This is a genomic window from Methyloparacoccus sp. NF-16 (genome assembly GCF_056880625.1).
This window is the reverse complement of record NZ_CP174130.1, coordinates 1,655,887-1,672,126: the sequence shown is the minus strand read 5'-3', so window position 1 is coordinate 1,672,126 and position 16,240 is coordinate 1,655,887. Positions and strand designations below refer to the sequence as shown.

The 16,240-nt window shown below is 68.5% G+C and carries 16 protein-coding genes; 8 read left to right on the top strand and 8 right to left on the bottom strand.

What is annotated here, in order from left to right; all coding sequences use genetic code 11:
- The first annotated feature begins 1 nt into the window (after window position 1).
- The 8 genes from ACH5N8_RS08045 to ACH5N8_RS08010 all read left to right on the top strand — a co-directional run bounded on the left by ACH5N8_RS08045 (window position 2) and on the right by ACH5N8_RS08010 (window position 10,807).
- On the top strand, window positions 2-979 hold the full coding sequence (locus ACH5N8_RS08045) for an alpha-E domain-containing protein (RefSeq protein ID WP_483280920.1): 978 nt from the start codon (window positions 2-4) through the stop codon (window positions 977-979).
- Between the two features lie 29 nt (window positions 980-1,008).
- Window positions 1,009-1,767 (top strand): proteasome-type protease, encoded by a 759-nt coding sequence (locus tag ACH5N8_RS08040; RefSeq protein WP_460026225.1) that lies wholly within the window; start codon window positions 1,009-1,011, stop codon window positions 1,765-1,767.
- Between the two features lie 30 nt (window positions 1,768-1,797).
- A complete protein-coding gene (locus tag ACH5N8_RS08035; protein WP_483280919.1) occupies window positions 1,798-5,091 on the top strand; it encodes a transglutaminase family protein in 3,294 nt (1,097 codons plus the stop codon).
- Window positions 5,092-5,107: 16 nt separating this feature from the next.
- A complete protein-coding gene (locus ACH5N8_RS08030) occupies window positions 5,108-6,331 on the top strand; it encodes a VOC family protein (RefSeq protein ID WP_483280918.1) in 1,224 nt (407 codons plus the stop codon).
- Window positions 6,332-6,452: 121 nt separating this feature from the next.
- The gene (locus tag ACH5N8_RS08025; protein ID WP_483280917.1) at window positions 6,453-7,985 is read left to right on the top strand and encodes an NCS2 family permease; all 1,533 of its coding nucleotides are present in this window, start codon (window positions 6,453-6,455) and stop codon (window positions 7,983-7,985) included.
- A 129-nt stretch (window positions 7,986-8,114) separates the two neighbouring features.
- Window positions 8,115-8,933, top strand: a complete 819-nt coding sequence (cysQ, locus tag ACH5N8_RS08020) for a 3'(2'),5'-bisphosphate nucleotidase CysQ (RefSeq protein ID WP_483280916.1) — start codon at window positions 8,115-8,117, stop codon at window positions 8,931-8,933.
- Between the two features lie 49 nt (window positions 8,934-8,982).
- Window positions 8,983-10,350, top strand: coding sequence for a Trk system potassium transporter TrkA (gene trkA, locus ACH5N8_RS08015; RefSeq protein WP_460026220.1), 1,368 nt, complete (start codon window positions 8,983-8,985; stop codon window positions 10,348-10,350).
- Window positions 10,351-10,414: 64 nt separating this feature from the next.
- Window positions 10,415-10,807 carry a rhodanese-like domain-containing protein gene (locus ACH5N8_RS08010; RefSeq protein ID WP_483280915.1) on the top strand — a complete coding sequence of 131 codons (393 nt, stop codon included), beginning with the start codon at window positions 10,415-10,417 and terminating at the stop codon, window positions 10,805-10,807.
- Window positions 10,808-10,834: 27 nt separating this feature from the next.
- Here the strand turns inward: ACH5N8_RS08010 and ACH5N8_RS08005 are convergent, their stop codons facing one another.
- Genes ACH5N8_RS08005 through ispD form a run of 8 tightly spaced genes read right to left on the bottom strand, consistent with a single transcriptional unit; the run spans window position 10,835 to window position 16,199 of the window.
- Window positions 10,835-11,764 carry a ketopantoate reductase family protein gene (locus ACH5N8_RS08005; protein ID WP_483280914.1) on the bottom strand — a complete coding sequence of 310 codons (930 nt, stop codon included), beginning with the start codon at window positions 11,762-11,764 and terminating at the stop codon, window positions 10,835-10,837.
- A complete protein-coding gene (gene hda / locus ACH5N8_RS08000) occupies window positions 11,749-12,459 on the bottom strand; it encodes a DnaA regulatory inactivator Hda (RefSeq protein WP_460026217.1) in 711 nt (236 codons plus the stop codon). Before hda ends, ACH5N8_RS08005 begins: the two co-directional genes overlap by 16 nt.
- 22 nt (window positions 12,460-12,481) lie before the next feature.
- Window positions 12,482-13,081, bottom strand: a complete 600-nt coding sequence (wrbA, locus tag ACH5N8_RS07995) for an NAD(P)H:quinone oxidoreductase (protein ID WP_460026216.1) — start codon at window positions 13,079-13,081, stop codon at window positions 12,482-12,484.
- 48 nt (window positions 13,082-13,129) lie between these two features.
- Window positions 13,130-13,477 (bottom strand): arsenate reductase (glutaredoxin), encoded by a 348-nt coding sequence (gene arsC, locus ACH5N8_RS07990; protein WP_483280913.1) that lies wholly within the window; start codon window positions 13,475-13,477, stop codon window positions 13,130-13,132.
- Window positions 13,478-13,480: 3 nt separating this feature from the next.
- A complete protein-coding gene (locus tag ACH5N8_RS07985; protein ID WP_483280912.1) occupies window positions 13,481-13,933 on the bottom strand; it encodes a CBS domain-containing protein in 453 nt (150 codons plus the stop codon).
- A 50-nt stretch (window positions 13,934-13,983) separates the two neighbouring features.
- Entirely contained in the window at window positions 13,984-15,024 is a 1,041-nt protein-coding gene (gene truD / locus ACH5N8_RS07980; protein WP_483280911.1) for a tRNA pseudouridine(13) synthase TruD, read from the bottom strand.
- A 6-nt stretch (window positions 15,025-15,030) separates the two neighbouring features.
- Window positions 15,031-15,510: a 2-C-methyl-D-erythritol 2,4-cyclodiphosphate synthase gene (gene ispF / locus ACH5N8_RS07975; protein ID WP_460026212.1), complete on the bottom strand. Its 480-nt coding sequence runs from the start codon at window positions 15,508-15,510 to the stop codon at window positions 15,031-15,033.
- Window positions 15,498-16,199, bottom strand: coding sequence for a 2-C-methyl-D-erythritol 4-phosphate cytidylyltransferase (ispD, locus tag ACH5N8_RS07970; protein WP_460026211.1), 702 nt, complete (start codon window positions 16,197-16,199; stop codon window positions 15,498-15,500). Before ispD ends, ispF begins: the two co-directional genes overlap by 13 nt.
- Window positions 16,200-16,240: the final 41 nt, after the last annotated feature.

The following is a 16,240-nucleotide window of genomic DNA, read 5'->3' as shown; positions in this document are numbered from 1 at the left end:
CATGCTCTCGCGCACCGCCGAAAACCTGTTCTGGATGGCCCGCCACATCGAGCGGGCCGAAAACACCGCCCGCATCCTCGACGTGGCCCACCGGTCCTCGCTGCTGCCGCTGGACATGGAGGGCACCGAGGCCTACCTGTGGTACGCGCCGCTGAACATCACCGGCTGCGCCGGTGGCTACGAGAAGAAATACGGGCTGGCGCGCAGCGACGCGGTGACGCATTTCATGGCACTGGACGCGGACAATCCCTCCAGCATCTACAGCTGCCTGCGGCTGGCGCGAGAGAACGCCCGCTCCGTGCGCGGCGCCATCACCTCGGAGATGTGGGAGGTCATCAACGCGACCTGGCTGGAGGTCAACCGCCAATCGCGACAGATGAGCGAGGCGCGCTACGGCGATTTCTTCGAATGGGTGAAGGAGCGCTCGCACCTGTTCCGCGGCGTTACCCACGGCACCATCCTCAAGGACATCGCCTTCAATTTCATCCGCCTCGGTACCCATCTCGAGCGGGGCGACAACACCGCGCGCATCCTCGATGTCAAGTACCACATCCTGCTGCCCAGCGTTGCCGACGTGGGCGGCGCGGCCGATTACTACCAGTGGGGATCGCTGCTGAAATCGGTCAGCGCCTTCGAGGCCTACCGGAAGATCTACCGCGACGTCATCTCGCCGCTGCGGGTGGCGGAGCTGTTCATCCTGCGCGATGACATGCCGCGCTCCCTGCATGCCTGCATGAACGAGGTCGAGACCGCGCTGAGCTACATCAACGGCAACTCGGCCCGGGAGGCCCGGCGCCTGGCCGGCGAACTCCATGCGCAGCTGCATTTCGGCCGTATCGAGGACGTCTTCGGCCGTGGCCTGCACGAGTTCCTGACCGATTTCCTCGACCACATCGACCTGCTCGGCCGGGAGATCCGCGACGCCTACCTGTCGCGCTGGGACCGCGTGCCCCGGCTGGACCTGCGCCAGGTCGCCTGATTCCGTTCCCACCGTCATTCATCAAGATCATGACCTATTGCGTCGCGCTGAAGCTGAACGAGGGGATGGTGTTCGCCTCGGACTCGCGCACCAACGCCGGGGTTGACCAGATTGCCAGCTACAGGAAGATGCGGACCTTCGTCCACCCGGGCGACCGCAGCATCATCATCCTCAGTTCCGGCAACCTGTCGATCACCCAGAGCGCCATCAACCAGCTGGAGCTCCAGGGTCGTCATCACGAGCAGCGCAACATCTGGAACGTCGACTCCATGTTCGACGTGGCCCAGCTGCTGGGTGAGAGCCTCCGTGCCGTGCGCGAGCACGATGGCCTGTTCCTGGCGCAGAGCAACGTCGACGCCAGCGCCAACTTCATCGTCGGCGGGCAGATCCGCGGCGAGCGCATGCGCCTGTGTCTGGTGTACAGCGAGGGCAACTTCATCGAGGCGGGCGACGAGACACCGTACTTCCAGATCGGCGAGACCAAGTACGGCAAGCCCATCCTCGACCGGGTCATCCGGCCGGACACGCCCATCGACGAGGCCATCAAATGCGTCCTGGTGTCGTTCGACTCGACCATGCGCAGCAATCTCTCGGTCGGGCTGCCGATCGATCTGGCCTGCTGCGGCGAGTCGCGCTTCGCGCTCGACCTGGAGCAGCACATCACCCAGGACGACCCCTATTTCTCGCAGATCAGCCGGCGCTGGAGCGAGGGGCTGCGCGGCGTGTTCGCCTCCCTCCCCAGTCCCGACTGGATCAAGATGCCGCCCGGCCGGCCCCCGGCCGGCTGACCCCGCCCCCCTCCCGGACCGCCGAAGACCATGACCATACGCGTCGCGCTGCACCACAAGTCCCACTATGTTTTCGACCGTCCGGTCGTGGCCGCGCCGCACGAGATCCGGCTGCGTCCCGCCCCGCATGCGCGCACGCCGGTGACCGGCTACTCGCTGAAGATTCGGCCGGAGCAGCATTTCATCCACTGGCAGCAGGATGCCTACGGCAATTTCGTCGCCCGCATCACCTTTCCCGAGCCGACCCGCGAAATCGACATCACCGTCGATCTCCTGGCCGACATGACGGTCATCAATCCTTTCGACTTCTTCGTCGAGGAATGGGCCGAGCATTACCCGTTCGCCTATCCGGAATCGCTGGCGGCCGAGCTGGCGCCCTTCCTCGAGACCGAGCCGGCCAGCCCCGCGTTCTCGCGCTGGCTGTCCGCGTTCCGCCGCGACATTCCCGCCGGGATCACCACCACCAACCTGCTGGTCATGCTCAACCGGCGGGTGCAGCAGGATGTGGAATATCTCATCCGGCTGGAGCCCGGGGTGCAGAGCTGCGAGGAAACCCTGATGCTGCGCTCCGGCTCCTGCCGCGACAGCGCCTGGCTGCTGGTGCAGCTGCTGCGCCGGCTGGGCATCGCCGCCCGCTTCGTCTCCGGCTATCTGATCCAGCTGGTGGCGGATGAAAAGCCGCTGGACGGGCCGGCCGGTCCCAGCGACGATTTCACCGACCTGCACGCCTGGTGCGAGGCCTATGTCCCCGGTGCCGGCTGGGTCGGCATGGACGCGACCTCGGGTCTCCTGGCCGGGGAAGGGCACATCCCGCTGGCCGTTTCCGCCTCGCCGACCTCGGCGGCGCCCGTCATCGGCATGACCAGCATCTGCGACGCGCGGCTGGAGGTCGCCATGAGCGTCGTCCGCATCCACGAGGATCCGCGCGTCACCCGCCCCTACAGCGAGGCGCAGTGGGAGGAAATCCGCGCCCTCGGCTGGCAGGTCGACGAGGAACTGCGCACCGGCGACGTGCGCCTGACCCAGGGCGGCGAGCCGACCTTCGTGTCGGTCGACGACATGGATGGCGCGGAGTGGAACACCGCCGCGCTGGGGGAGGAAAAATGGACCCTGGCCAACCGCCTGCTGGAGCGGCTGTGGACGCAGTTCGCGCCGGGCGGCCTGCCGCATTTCGGCCAGGGCAAGTGGTATCCGGGCGAGCCGCTGCCGCGCTGGGCCCTGAACGTCTTCTGGCGCGAGGATGGCGTACCGCTCTGGCGTGAGCCCGCCTGGCTGGCGCGGGAACCCGCCGGACAGCCGGACGGCGCCAGCGCCGGGCACTTCGGCCAGGCGCTGGCGCGCCGGCTGGGCCTGCATCCCGGCTACCTGCTGGCGGGCTACGAGGACCCCTGGCGGGCCCTGGACGAGGAAAGCCGATTGCCGGCCAACGTCGATCCGCTGGCGGCCGATCTCGACGACGCCGACGTGCGCCGGACCCTGGCCCGGCAGCTGCGCGCCGGCCTCGCCAGCGTGGTGGGCCATGTGCTGCCGCTGAAATGCGAGGACAGCGCCGGCCGGATGCGCTGGAAATCCAGCCGCTGGCCGCTCAAGCACGAGCACCTGTACCTGCTGCCGGGGGATTCGCCGATGGGCTTGCGCCTGCCGCTGTCCAGCCTGCCCTGGGTGGCGCCCGAGGATTTCGAGCTGCAATTTCCGCCCGATCCCTTCGCCGCGCAGGGCGAGCTGCCGGAGCCGCCGGCGGTGCCGGAACCGCCCGGCGACCAGCCGCCGGCAGCCATCGAGGAGACCCCGGCGGCACGCGAGGTGATCCACACGGCGCTGGTGCTGGAAGTTAGGGAGCGGATGCTGCATGTGTTCCTGCCGCCGCTGACCCGGCTGGAGGCCTGGCTGCAGCTGATCGCCGCCATCGAGGCCTGCGCGGCGGAACTGAAGCAGCCGGTGCGCCTGGAGGGCTACCCCCCACCGCGCGATGCCCGGCTGAAGTCGCTGTCGATCACGCCGGACCCGGGGGTCATCGAGGTCAACATCCATCCGTCGGGCGACTGGGAGACACTGGAAAACCGCACCCGCACGCTTTACCAGCAGGCGCGCCTGGCGCGCCTGGCGACCGAGAAGTTCATGCTGGACGGCCGCCATACCGGCACCGGCGGCGGCAACCACATCACCCTCGGCGGGCCGACGCCGGCGGACAGCCCGTTCCTGCGCCGCCCGGATCTGCTGCGCAGCCTGATCGCCTACTGGCAGCGGCACCCGGCGCTGTCGTACCTGTTCTCGGGTCAGTTCATCGGCCCGACCAGCCAGGCGCCCCGGGTGGACGAGGCGCGTGACGACAACCTCTACGAGCTCGACATCGCCTTCCAGCAGATGAGCGAGAGGCTCGTCCCGGGCCAGGAGAGCGCCCAGCCCTGGCTGGTCGACCGCTTGCTGCGCAACCTGCTCATCGACATGACCGGCAACACGCACCGGGCGGAATTCTGCATCGACAAGCTCTACTCCCCCGACACGGCCACCGGCCGGCTGGGGCTGGTGGAACTGCGGGCCTTCGAGATGCCGCCGCACTACCGCATGAGCCTGGTGCAGGCGCTGCTGTTGCGGGCGCTGGTGGCCCGGTTCTGGAAAACCCCCTTCACCGGCCAGCTGGTGTACTGGGACACCAGCCTGCACGACCGCTTCCTGCTGCCGCATTTCATCGAGGCCGACCTGCGCGACATCGTGCGCGACCTGCGTGCCTCGGGCTATGCCTTCGACGATGCCTGGTTCGCGCCCTTCCTGGAATTCCGCTTTCCGCGCTACGGCACGGTGGTCCACGAGGGCGTGCAGATGGAGCTGCGCCAGGCCATCGAACCCTGGCATGTGCTGGGCGAGGAGGCCACCCTCGGCGGCATGGCGCGCTACGTGGATTCGTCGGTGGAACGCCTGCAGGTCAAGGTCAGCGGCATGACCGGGAACCGCCACCAGGTGGCCTGCAACGGCCGCGCCCTGCCGCTGCATCCGACCGGTGTCCCGGGCGAATATGTCGCCGCGGTGCGCTTCAAGGCCTGGGCGCCGCCCTCGGCCCTGCACCCCACCATCGGCGTTCACGCGCCCCTGGTGTTCGATCTGGTGGACCGCTGGAACGGCCGCGCCATGGGCGGCTGCACCTATCATGTCAGCCATCCCGGTGGCCGCAATTACGACACCTTTCCCGTCAATGCCAACGAGGCCGAGGCCCGCCGCCGGGCACGCTTCTGGGACCATGGCCACACGCCGGGGCCCCTGCTGGTCCGGGAAGAGCCCGTCAATCCGCGTTTCCCCATGACCCTCGACCTTCGCTGGAAACCCTAGGCTTCAGGAGTCCACCATGCTTTGCTCGACCGCCCTGCCGCGATTCGGCGACAAGAAGAATTCCGACTTTTTCGAGAGCTATCTCGGACGCCTGCTGGAGGCGCGCGACCGCGCCGGGCTGACCGAGATGATCGGCGGCATCGAGGCCATGATCATCAGCGTCGAGCCCGGCAATTCGGTGGAATACATCGCCGAGCTGGCGCTGATGACGCCCTACCAGTACCTGGTCACCCTGGACAGCGAAAAGCACCTGACCCATGTGCTGCGCATCGACATGGACTCGCCGGACATCCTGCTGCGCGAGCCCAAGAATCCCGACTACAGCGATATCTTCCGCAGCCTCAACGACCTCTATCCGGTCGGCGCCCGGCGCCCGCACAGCCGCTATCTGGGTGAAATCCTGCTGTGCCAGGATCGCCATCAGGTGGTCGCCCTGCAGCAGGAGCGGGAGTTCCGCTTCTTCCAGGTCGGCCAGCTGGCGGAACTCGATCTGCCGCTGAACGTCAGCCTGTCCAAGCCCTCGCCCTACACCCAGAACGTGGTCGGCTACATGGAGCGGCCGCTGGATGGCATCCGCGTCTACCAGCATGGTGAATGCGTCATCCTGCCGTCCGCCCAGTCCGCCAACGATCGCGGCAAGGAAATGCAGGACAGGCTCGGCATCGGGGAACTGCTGTGTCCCATCGACCACCTGGCCACCCGCGTCTACAGCCAGAATCGCGAGGCGGCGATCCTCGAGTATCTGGGCCTGTCCAGCTACTACTACTGGGGCAGCTACGACATCCGGGATCAGAATTCCTCCACCAACGTCACCAAGAGCGTGCGCCAGGTGCCGGAGTCGGCGAGTCCCGCCAAGGTCTTCACCGCCAACAATCATCCCTACTGCGTGAACCATCTGGACGGGCTGCCCAGTCCCACGGAAACCTTCGTCCGCAACTACGGGCCGCGGCTGCACCATATCGCCGTCGAGGTGAAGGATGGCCAGCGGGATGGCAAGGAGTACATCGACATCGTCGTCGACGCCATCGCCGGCCAGGGCAAGGGCTTCCTGCTGGAAACCGTCGGCTCCCGCAGCGAGGGGCTCAAGCAGATCTTCTCCGAAGCCTCCGACTTTTCCTCGCTGATCATCGAATACGTGCAGCGCTTCGGCGATTTCCAGGGATTCTTCACCCGGGACAATGTCGCCAAGCTGACCTATGCGGCCGGGCAGGAGGAGGGCGTCAGGTCCGGGCTGTCCTGAGCGGCGGGACGGGCGCTGGACGCCGGGCCGCGCGGCATAGGATCATCGTGCCTCGGCCAGCGCGCCGGCCAGGCGCCGGCGTCGTTCCGCCCCGCCAACGACCGATGAGACAGACGATTCCATGAAGGCTTTCCAGCGCGGCGATCTCGACGGCTTTTTCGGCCTGTTCGTCGACAACCTGTTGCAGGTCATGCTGATCGCCGTGCTGGGACCCGCCCTGTGCGGCTTTGCGCCGGCCATGATCGCGGAGCGCATCCTGCCGGGCGTGGCGCTGTCGGTGGTGTTCGGCAACCTTTTCTACGCCTGGCAGGCACGCCGGCTGGCGCAGCGCAGCGGCCGCGGCGATGTCACGGCGCTGCCCTATGGCATCAATACCGTCAGCCTGATGGCCTTCATCTTCCTGGTGATGGCGCCGGTCTTCCGCGAGACCGGCGATGCCGAGCTGGCCTGGCGGGTGGGCTTGTTCGCCTGTGCCCTCAATGCGGTGATGGAACTGGTCGGCGCCTTCGGCGCCGACTGGCTGCGGCGCAACACGCCGCGGGCGGCCCTGCTGTCGGCCCTGGCCGGCATCGCACTCAGCTTCATCGCCATGGGCTTCGCCTTCCGGATTTTCGCGGCACCCCTGATCGCGCTGCTGCCCCTGCTGTTGCTGGTCTCGGTCTATGCCGGGCGCATCCGGCTGCCGCTGGGACTGCCCGGCGGGCTGGCGGCGGTGCTGCTCGGCGTGGCCCTGGCCTGGCTGGCCCGCCTCCTGGGCTGGGCCGATGCGCCCCCGCTGCCGGCCGCTGTCGGGCCGGGCTGGCACGCGCCCCACCTGGCCCTGGGACCGATGCTGGAGCTGATCGACTCGCCGCTGGGCTGGCGCTACCTGGCCGTCATCCTGCCGATGGGACTGCTGAACATCATCGGCTCGCTGCAGAACCTGGAAAGCGCGGAGGCCGCCGGCGACCGCTACGAGACGCGCCCGTCGCTGATCGCCAACGGCCTGGGGTCGCTGGTCGCCGCGGCCTTCGGCAGCGCCTTCCCGACCACGATCTACATCGGCCATCCTGCCTGGAAGGGCATGGGCGCGGGCTATGGCTACTCGGTCCTGAATGCCGTGGTGATCGCGCTGCTCTGCCTCACTGGGGCCCATGGCCTGGTGGTGCGCTGGATTCCGCTGGAGGCGACCCTGGGCATCCTGGTCTGGATCGGCCTCATCATCACCGCCCAGGCTTATCGGGATACCCCGGCGCGCCATGCGCTGGCGGTCAGCATCGGCCTGCTGCCGTCGCTGGCAGCCTGGGGCCTGCTGCTGGTGGAAGCCGCCCTGCGTGCCGCCGGTACCACCCTGCGCGCGGCTGCAGAACGGTTCGGCGACGATCTGCAGGTGCACGGGATGATCGCCCTCAGCCAGGGCTTCGTGCTGACCGCCAGCCTCCTCGCGGCCCTGCTGGCGCATGTCATCGATCGCCGCTTCGAGCGGGCGGCCGCCTGGGCGCTGGCCGGGGCAGCCCTGTCCTGGCTCGGCCTGATCCATGCCTATCGCCTGACCGACGCCGGCGTGCAGAACCATTTCGGCGTCAATGCGGCGCCACCGTTCGCGTTCGCCTATGCCGCGGCCGCCCTGTTGCTGTGGTGGCTGCACCGGCGGGAGCGGTGCGGCAGCGGCTAACCGGCCGTCGCTTGCCGTAAGACCCTGAAGGATCGGCCGGGCAATGCGATAATGTGCCCGCCGGCAACATTCCTGCCCCTGCTTCCACTCCCATCCCAGCCCGTGAGCTCCGACAGCGGATTCCAAGCCATGCCCATGCGCACCGATCCCACCCAATCCCTGGCGGCCGTGGTCAGGCTGGCCCATGAGGCTGGCCACGCGATACTGGACATCTACCGGTCGGATTTCGGCGTGCGCGAGAAGGACGACCGCTCGCCGCTGACGGCGGCCGACCTGGCTTCCCACGCCGCCCTGACCGCCGCCCTAGCGCGGCTGCGGCCCGGCTGCCCGATCCTGTCCGAGGAGTCCGCCATCACGCCCTTCGAAACGCGCGCCCGCTGGGAAACCTACTGGCTCATCGATCCGCTCGACGGCACCCGGGAATTCATCAAGCGCAACGGCGAGTTCACCGTCAACGTTGCCTTGATCCATCGCCATGTGCCGGTGCTCGGCGTGGTCTTCGCGCCGGCCCTGGGCGTCACCTATTTCGCCAGCGAGGGCTGCGGCGCCTACCGGCAGGACGGGGAGGGCGAGCCGGTGCGGATCCGGGTTCTCGATCGCGCGGCCAGCCCGTTGCGGGTGGTCGGCAGCCGCTCCCACGGCACCCCCGAGATGGACCTCTACCTTTGCCGCCTGGGCGAACACCTCATGGTGCCGATGGGCAGTTCGCTGAAATTCTGTCTGGTGGCCGAGGGCAAGGCCGATCTCTACCCGCGCATCGGTCCGACCTCCGAGTGGGATACCGCCGCCGCCCAGTGCGTGGTCGAGCAGGCCGGCGGCGCGGTGGTCGATCTCGACGGCCAGCCGTTGCGCTACAACACCAAGCCCTCGCTCCTGAATCCCCATTTTCTCGCCTACGGCGACAAGTCCCGGCCGTGGGTCGCCGCGGCGGCCGGCATCCCCGGCTGAATGCTCCCCGGCTGCTACAATCGCGCCGCCTCGATACTGGGTCCCGTCCATGAAAATCATCATCCTGGGTGCCGGCCAGGTCGGCAGCAGCCTGCTTGCCAGCCTGGCCAGCGAAAAGAACGACATCGTCATGGTCGACATCCGTCACGACCTGCTGCAGAAATTGCAGGACCGTTTCGACATTCGCACCGTCCAGGGCAATGCCGCGCATCCGAGCGTCCTGCAGCAGGCCGGGGCGGCCGAGGCCGAAATGCTGGTCGCCGCCACCAGCGACGACGAGACCAACATGCTGGCCTGCAGCATGGCCGACATCATCTTCAAGGTGCCGCGCAAGATTGCCCGGGTCCGCGCCATCGAGTACTTCAGCTTTCCCGGCCTGTTCTCGCCGGAAACCATTCCCATCGACTACGTCATCAGCCCGGAGCGGATCATCACGCAGTTCATCCAGCGGCTGCTGGAATACCCGGGCGCCACCCAGGTGCTGGACTTCGCCGAGGGGCGGGTGCGCATGGCCTCGGTCAGGGCCATACGCGGCGGGCCCATGGTCGGCCGGGAAATCCGCGAGCTGCACCAGCACATGCCCAACTTCCACACCCGCATCGCCGCCATCTTCCGCGGCGGCCAGCCCATCGTTCCCAACGGCAGCACCGTCATCAACCACGGCGACGACGTGTTCTTCCTGGCCTCGGCCGAGGAGATCAAGGACGTCATGCCGGAGCTGCGCCACACCGAGAAACCCTACAAGCGGCTGATCTTCGCCGGCGGTGGCCATGTCGGCAAGCGGGTCGCCCAGGCGCTGGAGAACGATTACCAGGTCAAGGTGATCGAGCGCGACCCGGGCCGCGCCCGCAAGATTGCCGGCCAGCTGGGCCGGACCACGGTGCTGGTCGGCGATGCCTCGGACAAGGAACTGATGCTGAGCGAGAACATCGAGAGCACCGATGTCTTCTGCGCCATCACCAACAACGACGAGGCCAATATCCTCTCCGCCATGCTGGCCAAGCGGCTGGGCTGCCGGCGGGTCATCAGCCTGGTCAACAACGACGCCTATGCCGACATCGTCGATACGTCCCATGTCGACCTGGTCATTTCGCCGCAGCAGGCCACCATCAGCGCCCTGCTGCGCTACATCCGCCGCGGCGACATCGCCCAGGTCTACTCGCTGCGGCATGGCGCCTGCGAGGCGCTGGAAATGGTCGCCCACGGCGAGCCGGGCGTTTCCCGGGTCATCGGCGTGCCGCTCAGCGAGATCGACATTCCCGAGGGGGTGGTCATGGGGGCCCTGGTGCGCGGCGACGAGGTCCTGCAGGTTCACCACGACACGATCATCGAGGATGGCGACCACGTCATCATGTTCCTGCTCGACAAGAAGCTGATTCCCGCCGTCGAGCGACTGTTCAACGCCGCCGGCGCCTGAGGGGCCCTGCCCGGGTCGCGCAGCACGGCTGCTTTCCCGTTCCAGCCAAGAGAGATACCCTGCCATGATCGAGCGACTGCAACCGACCGAAGCCCTGGCGCGCCTGCAATCCGTCCCCGGGACCACGCTGATCGATGTCCGCGATCCCGTCGAAAGGGCGTTCGTCGGCCATCCCGTGGGCTCCGTCAACATTCCCTGGGCCTTCGCCCCGGGCATGCGCCCCAATCCCGCCTTCCTCGACAGCGTTCGCCAGCAGGCACCCGATCCGGCCACACCCCTGCTGTTGCTCTGCCGCAGTGGTCAGCGCTCGCTGGCCGCCGCCGAGGCCCTGGCGGCGGCCGGCTATACCCGCGTGGCGAACGTCGAGGAGGGCTTCGAGGGCCCGCTCGACGAGCAGCGCCACCGCAACACCCTGGGCGGCTGGCGCCGCCACGGCCTGCCGTGGGAGCAGGGCTGAGGCCGGGATGCGCTCCGCCCGCCGCGGTCAGCCGGCCGGCGGTGCCAGGCTGCGTTCGCGCAGCTTCATCAGCGCGTAGAGCGTTGCCAGCGTCGGGATGGCGACGCCGGCCCGCTGGCCGGCGCGGACGGCATTGCCGAGGATGACTTCGGTCTCCATTGGCCGTCCGGCCTCGAAATCGAGCAGCATGCTGGTCTTGTAGGGCGGCATCCGGTGGGTGCCCTCGATCTGTTGGTCGATGATGCCGGCTGGCAGCGGGTGTCCCAGCGCCACGGCGATGGCGCAGACCTCGCCCATGATGGCGCGGATCAGGGGCTCCTGCGTGCCCAGGATATCGGCGGTGCTGAGGCCGCCGGAAAGTACCGACAGCGGATTGAAGGCGGCATTCCACAGGCACTTCTGCCAGCGGGCGGTGACGATGTCGGCGGTGGCGTTGCAGCCGATGCCGGCGCTTTCGAAGGCCGCCGCCAGCGCCCGGGCGGTATCCGACAGGCCCGAGGGATAGTTGCCCAGCGCCAGCCTGCCGTAGGCCTGATGCCAGATTCTGCCGGGCGCGGTGCGGGTCACGCAGATGAAGGCGAGACCGCTGATCAGTTCATGGCCGGGAAAGGCGGTGGCGACCTCGTCCTCGATCTCGACACCGTTGGACAGCAGCACGATGGCTGTCGCGGGCCCCAGGGTGTCGCGCAGCAGCCGGACGCGGTCGGCCCCCTCGACCACCTTGATGCACAGCAGCACGACATCGGGCTTCCGCTCGAGCTCGGCGGCTTCGCGGACGACGGCATCCGGCGTGAAGTGCCACTGGCCCAGTCTGGTATCGCTGACCAGCTCGATGCCCCGGGCGTGGACCGTCTCGTAGTCGGAACGCGCCAGCACCGAGACCCTGGCTCCGGCCCTGGCCAGCAGGGAGCCGTAGAAACTGCCGATGGCACCGGTGCCGATCACGAGGACATGCATGGGGAGACTCCGAGTTGGTGTTTGACGAAGGGAACCGTGAGCCGGCGCTGGGCGGCCAGCGAGGCACGGTCGAGCTGTTCCAGGAGACCGACCAGTGCCGGCAGGTCGCGCGGGGCATGGGTCAGCAGATAGCGGCCCACCGGCGGCGGCAACTCCAGCCCCAGGCCCTGGGCCTTGAGGCGCAGGACCACGAGGAGGTCGTCCTCTTCCAGCGCGTGCAGGCGCAGGGTCAGGCCCCAGGCCAGGCGGCTGGCGAGGTCGGGCAGGGCGAAGGGCAGCTGCGGGGGGGGGCGGCTGGCGCTGCCGATCAGCGTCGCCTGCCGTTCGCGCAGCCGGTTGAAGAGATCGAACAGCGCGGTTTCCCAGTCGCGGTCGCCGGCCACGGCTTCAAGATCGTCGAGGCAGACCAGTGCGTAGCTGTCCAGTCCCTCGGCGACCGCCGGTCCCTGTCCGGCGAAGGCGGCCAGCGGCACATATGCGGCGGTGCGCCGGTGTTCGGAGGCCAGCGCGCAGCAGGCGTTCAGCAGGTGCGACTTGCCGCCGCCGGGCTCGCCCCACAGGATCAGCGGCGATTCGCCCAGCCCTTGCGCCGCGCGACGGAGGTGGTCGACGACCTCCGTGTTGGGGCCCGGCCAGAACTGCGCGAAACCCTGACCGGTATCGAAGCGCAGCGGCAGCGCGAGTTGCTGGACCATGCGAGCCGGAAGGACCCCGCGCTCAGTCGATGCCGCTGCCCTTGAGGGCGGCAGCGGCCAGTGCCAGCCGCTTGCCGAACACACGGCAGATCTGGTGTTCCTCGTCGCTGATGGTGGGGTGGCCACCGGTCAGCCGGCTCGGTCCGTAGGGCGTGCCGCCGGTCTGGGTCTGGCCCAGCGCGGCCTCACGGCTGGGGATGCCGACCAGCAGCATGCCATGATGGAGCAGGGGCACCATCATGGTCATCAGGGTGAGTTCCTGACCGCCATGCATGGACGAGGTAGCGGTGAACACGCCGCCGGGTTTGCCGGAGAGGGCGCCCGAGAACCACAGCCCGCTGGTGCTGTCGAGAAAATGCTTGAGCGGTGCCGCCATGTTGCCGAAGTGGGTCGGGCTGCCCAGCGCCAGGCCGTCGCAGTTCTGCAGGTCCTCGAGGGTAGCGTAGGGCGGGCCCGAGCCGGGAATGCTGTCCGCGGTGGCGGCACAGACCGGCGAGACGTCGGGCACGGTGCGGAGCTTGGCGACCGCGCCGGGCACTTCCTCGACGCCGCGGGCGATCAGATTGGCCATGGCTGCCGTATGGCCGAAGCGGCTGTAGTAGAGAATCAGGATGTCGGTCATGTTACGGTGACGTCGCTTGCACGGAGGGGGACGGTCGGGGCCGGCCGGTTACAGGATGGCGAGCACCTGCTCCGGCGGGCGTCCCACGGCCGCCTTGCCGTTCGCCAGCACGATGGGCCGCTCGATGAGCGTCGGGTTCGCCACCATCGCGGCAATCAGGGCCGCGCGGTCCAGGCCCGGATCGTCCAGGCTCAGTTCGCGGTACACGGCCTCGCCCTTGCGCATGAGCGCCCGCGGCTCCAGCCCCAGGTGGGCGAGAATGTCGTCGAGCGTGGCGGCGTCGGGCGGGTTCTTCAGGTACTCGACGACCTCCGGTTGGAGGCCGCGCTCCCGCAGCAGTTCCAGTGTCTGGCGCGACTTGCTGCAACGTGGATTATGGTAGATGACGACGTTCATGGCTCAGCCGTTGCGCTTGAGGATTTCGCGTTCCTTCTCGCGGCCGGTCAGCTTGACCAGGTCGCCCAGCTCGCCGGCCAGCAATTCCAGCAGGTCGTCCACGCTGACGATGCCGATCAGCCGCTGTCGGTCGTCGACCACCGGCATGCGGCGGATGCCCTGGCTGCGCATGCGCTTGAGCGTGACCCAGATGCCGTCGTTCTCGTGCGCGCTGATCAGCTCGAAGCTCATGATGTCGCCGACGCTGACTGTCTGCGGATCGACTTCCAGGGCCAGGATTTCGACCACCAGGTCACGATCGGTGAGCACGCCGACCGGCTTGACGCCGTCGGCCAGATCCTCGACCACCACGACGCTGCCGACATGGTGTTCGCGCATCAGGCGCGCGGCGGTGGTGATGGTATCGTCACGGCGGACGATGACGGTGTCGCGGTTGCAGATGAGGCCGATGGTCATGGGCTGCTCCTGGGTAGGGTTGGCGTGAGCACGAAGGCGAGGCGACAGCCTCAGGCATCGAAACGGTCGGTGGCCACCAGCTCGCGCACGACAGTGGTGGCATAGGCGCCGGCAGGCAGGGTGAAGGCCAGGTGTAGCACATCCGGCGCCGGCCAGGCCCAGGTCAGGGCTTCCGGACACAGCCGCAGCGGACGGCGGGCGGTTTCCAGCCCGGCCTGCTCCAGTCCCCGGGCCAGGTCTTCAAGCGGCGCCACGGCGGCGGTTTCGACTACCAGCGCTTCGCCCATGGCCGTGGACGGTGTCTCGCCCCAGAGCACGGCGCTGGGATGAATCGCGCGCGCCTCGACGCGCCGCCGCAGCGCCTCGTCCAGCGGCTCGGGACCGAAAAAGCTCTGCGAGCCGGAAAACATGAAGACGTCGCCATCGATGGCCCGGTTCCAGTCGCCGCGCCGGACCCGCTCCGCGAGGATCCGGTTGAACAGGGCCGAGCGGGCGGCGGACAGGTACAGCCCGCGCCGATGCCGGTCGCAGGGTCGCGCGGGTTCGGCAAACAGTTCCCGCGCCCGTGCCAGATTCTGCCCGTCGTGGCCGAAGCGCTGCGCGCCGAAGTAGTTGGGCACGCCCTCGGCGGCCAGTTGCCGCAGCCGGAGTGCCAGCCTTTCGGCGTCGGCCTCCAGTCCGCGCAGCGTCAGCGCGAAACGGTTGCCACTGGCGGCACCCCGGCGCAGCTTGCGCGCATTGCGTCGCACATCCAGCACCCGCACGCTGGCGGATGCCAGGCCCGACCAGTCGGGTTCGGCCTTGCCGGGCAACTGCACGCTGAACCACTGGCGGGTCAGGCCGTGCCGGTCCTTGAGGCCGGCATAGCTGACATCGCGCACCGGCACCTGCGCGTGCCGGGCCAGCTGCTTGGCCAGGTAATCGGTGTTCTCGCCGCGTTTCTCGATCAGGAGGAACACGTGCTCGCCCTCGCCGCTGGGTTCGAAGCCGAGGATTTCCTCGACCACGAAATCCTCGGGGCTCAGCTTGAGGCTGGCACTGCCGGCGGGTCCGCCATGGGCGTGGGGCAGGTCGGCGGTCGGGTCGTGCATGCGCCGTCAGCCGGCCTTCTGCAGCAGGGCGACGGCGCAGGCGGAAATGCCCTCGCCGCGCCCCTCGAAGCCCATGCCCTCGGTGGTTGTCGCCTTGACGTTGACGGCATCGATCTCGATCTGCAGGTCGGTGGCGATGGTGGCGCGCATGCGGTCGATGTAGGGCGCCAGCTTGGGACGCTGGGCGACGATGGTGACATCGACGTTGCCGACCGCGTAGCCCTGGGCCTTCAGCTTGGCGCAGACGTTGCGCAGCAGGATGCGGCTGTCGATGCCCTTGAAGCTCTGGTCGGTGTCGGGAAAGTGCCGGCCGATGTCGCCCATGGCCGCCGCGCCCAGCAGGGCGTCGCACAGCGCGTGGAGGGCGACGTCGCCGTCCGAATGGGCGGCGAGGCTTTTCTCGAACTCGACGGCCACGCCGCCCAGCACCAGCTGGCCGCCTTCGGTGAAGCGGTGTGCATCGTAACCCTGACCTATTCGTAACATTGCTGCTCCAGGTAAAAAGCGGCCAGCGGCAGATCTTCCGGCCGGGTGATCTTGAGGTTGTCGGGACGCCCCTCGACGATGCGCGGACGATGGCCGGCCAGCTCCATGGCGCTGGCCTCGTCGGTCACCACGCGGCCTGCCGTGGCGGCTTCCACGAGTGCCGCCCTGAGCAGACCGAAGCGGAACATCTGCGGCGTCAGCGCCCGCCAGGTATGGCTGCGGTCCGGGGTGCCGGTGATGTGGCCATCGTCCGCCACCGTCTTCAGGGTATCGCTCACCGGCAGGGCGAGTATGCCACCGACGGGGTCGTCGTCCAGCGCGGCCATGAGCTTTTCCACATCCCCGCGGGTGATGCAGGGTCGCGCCGCGTCATGCACCAGCACCCAGTCGTCCGGCCGCGCCGCGGCCGCCAGATGGTCCAGGGCCGAGAGCACGGAGTCGGCGCGCTCCCGGCCACCCGCTGCCACCCGGATGCGGGCCTCGGTGACCAACGGCAGGTCGTGCCAGTAGCCATCCTCGGTTCCCAGCGCGACGCAGATGCCTGCAAGGCCCGGCACCGACAGCAGCCGTTCCAGGGTGTGCTGCAAGACCGGCTTGCCGTGTACCGGCAGATATTGCTTGGGCAGCTCCGCGCCCATGCGCTTGCCGACGCCGGCAGCCGGCACCACGGCCCAGTGGCGCGGCGTCATGGCGACGGTCTCCGCGTCCGCCGTGACGGCTGCCGGGTGAT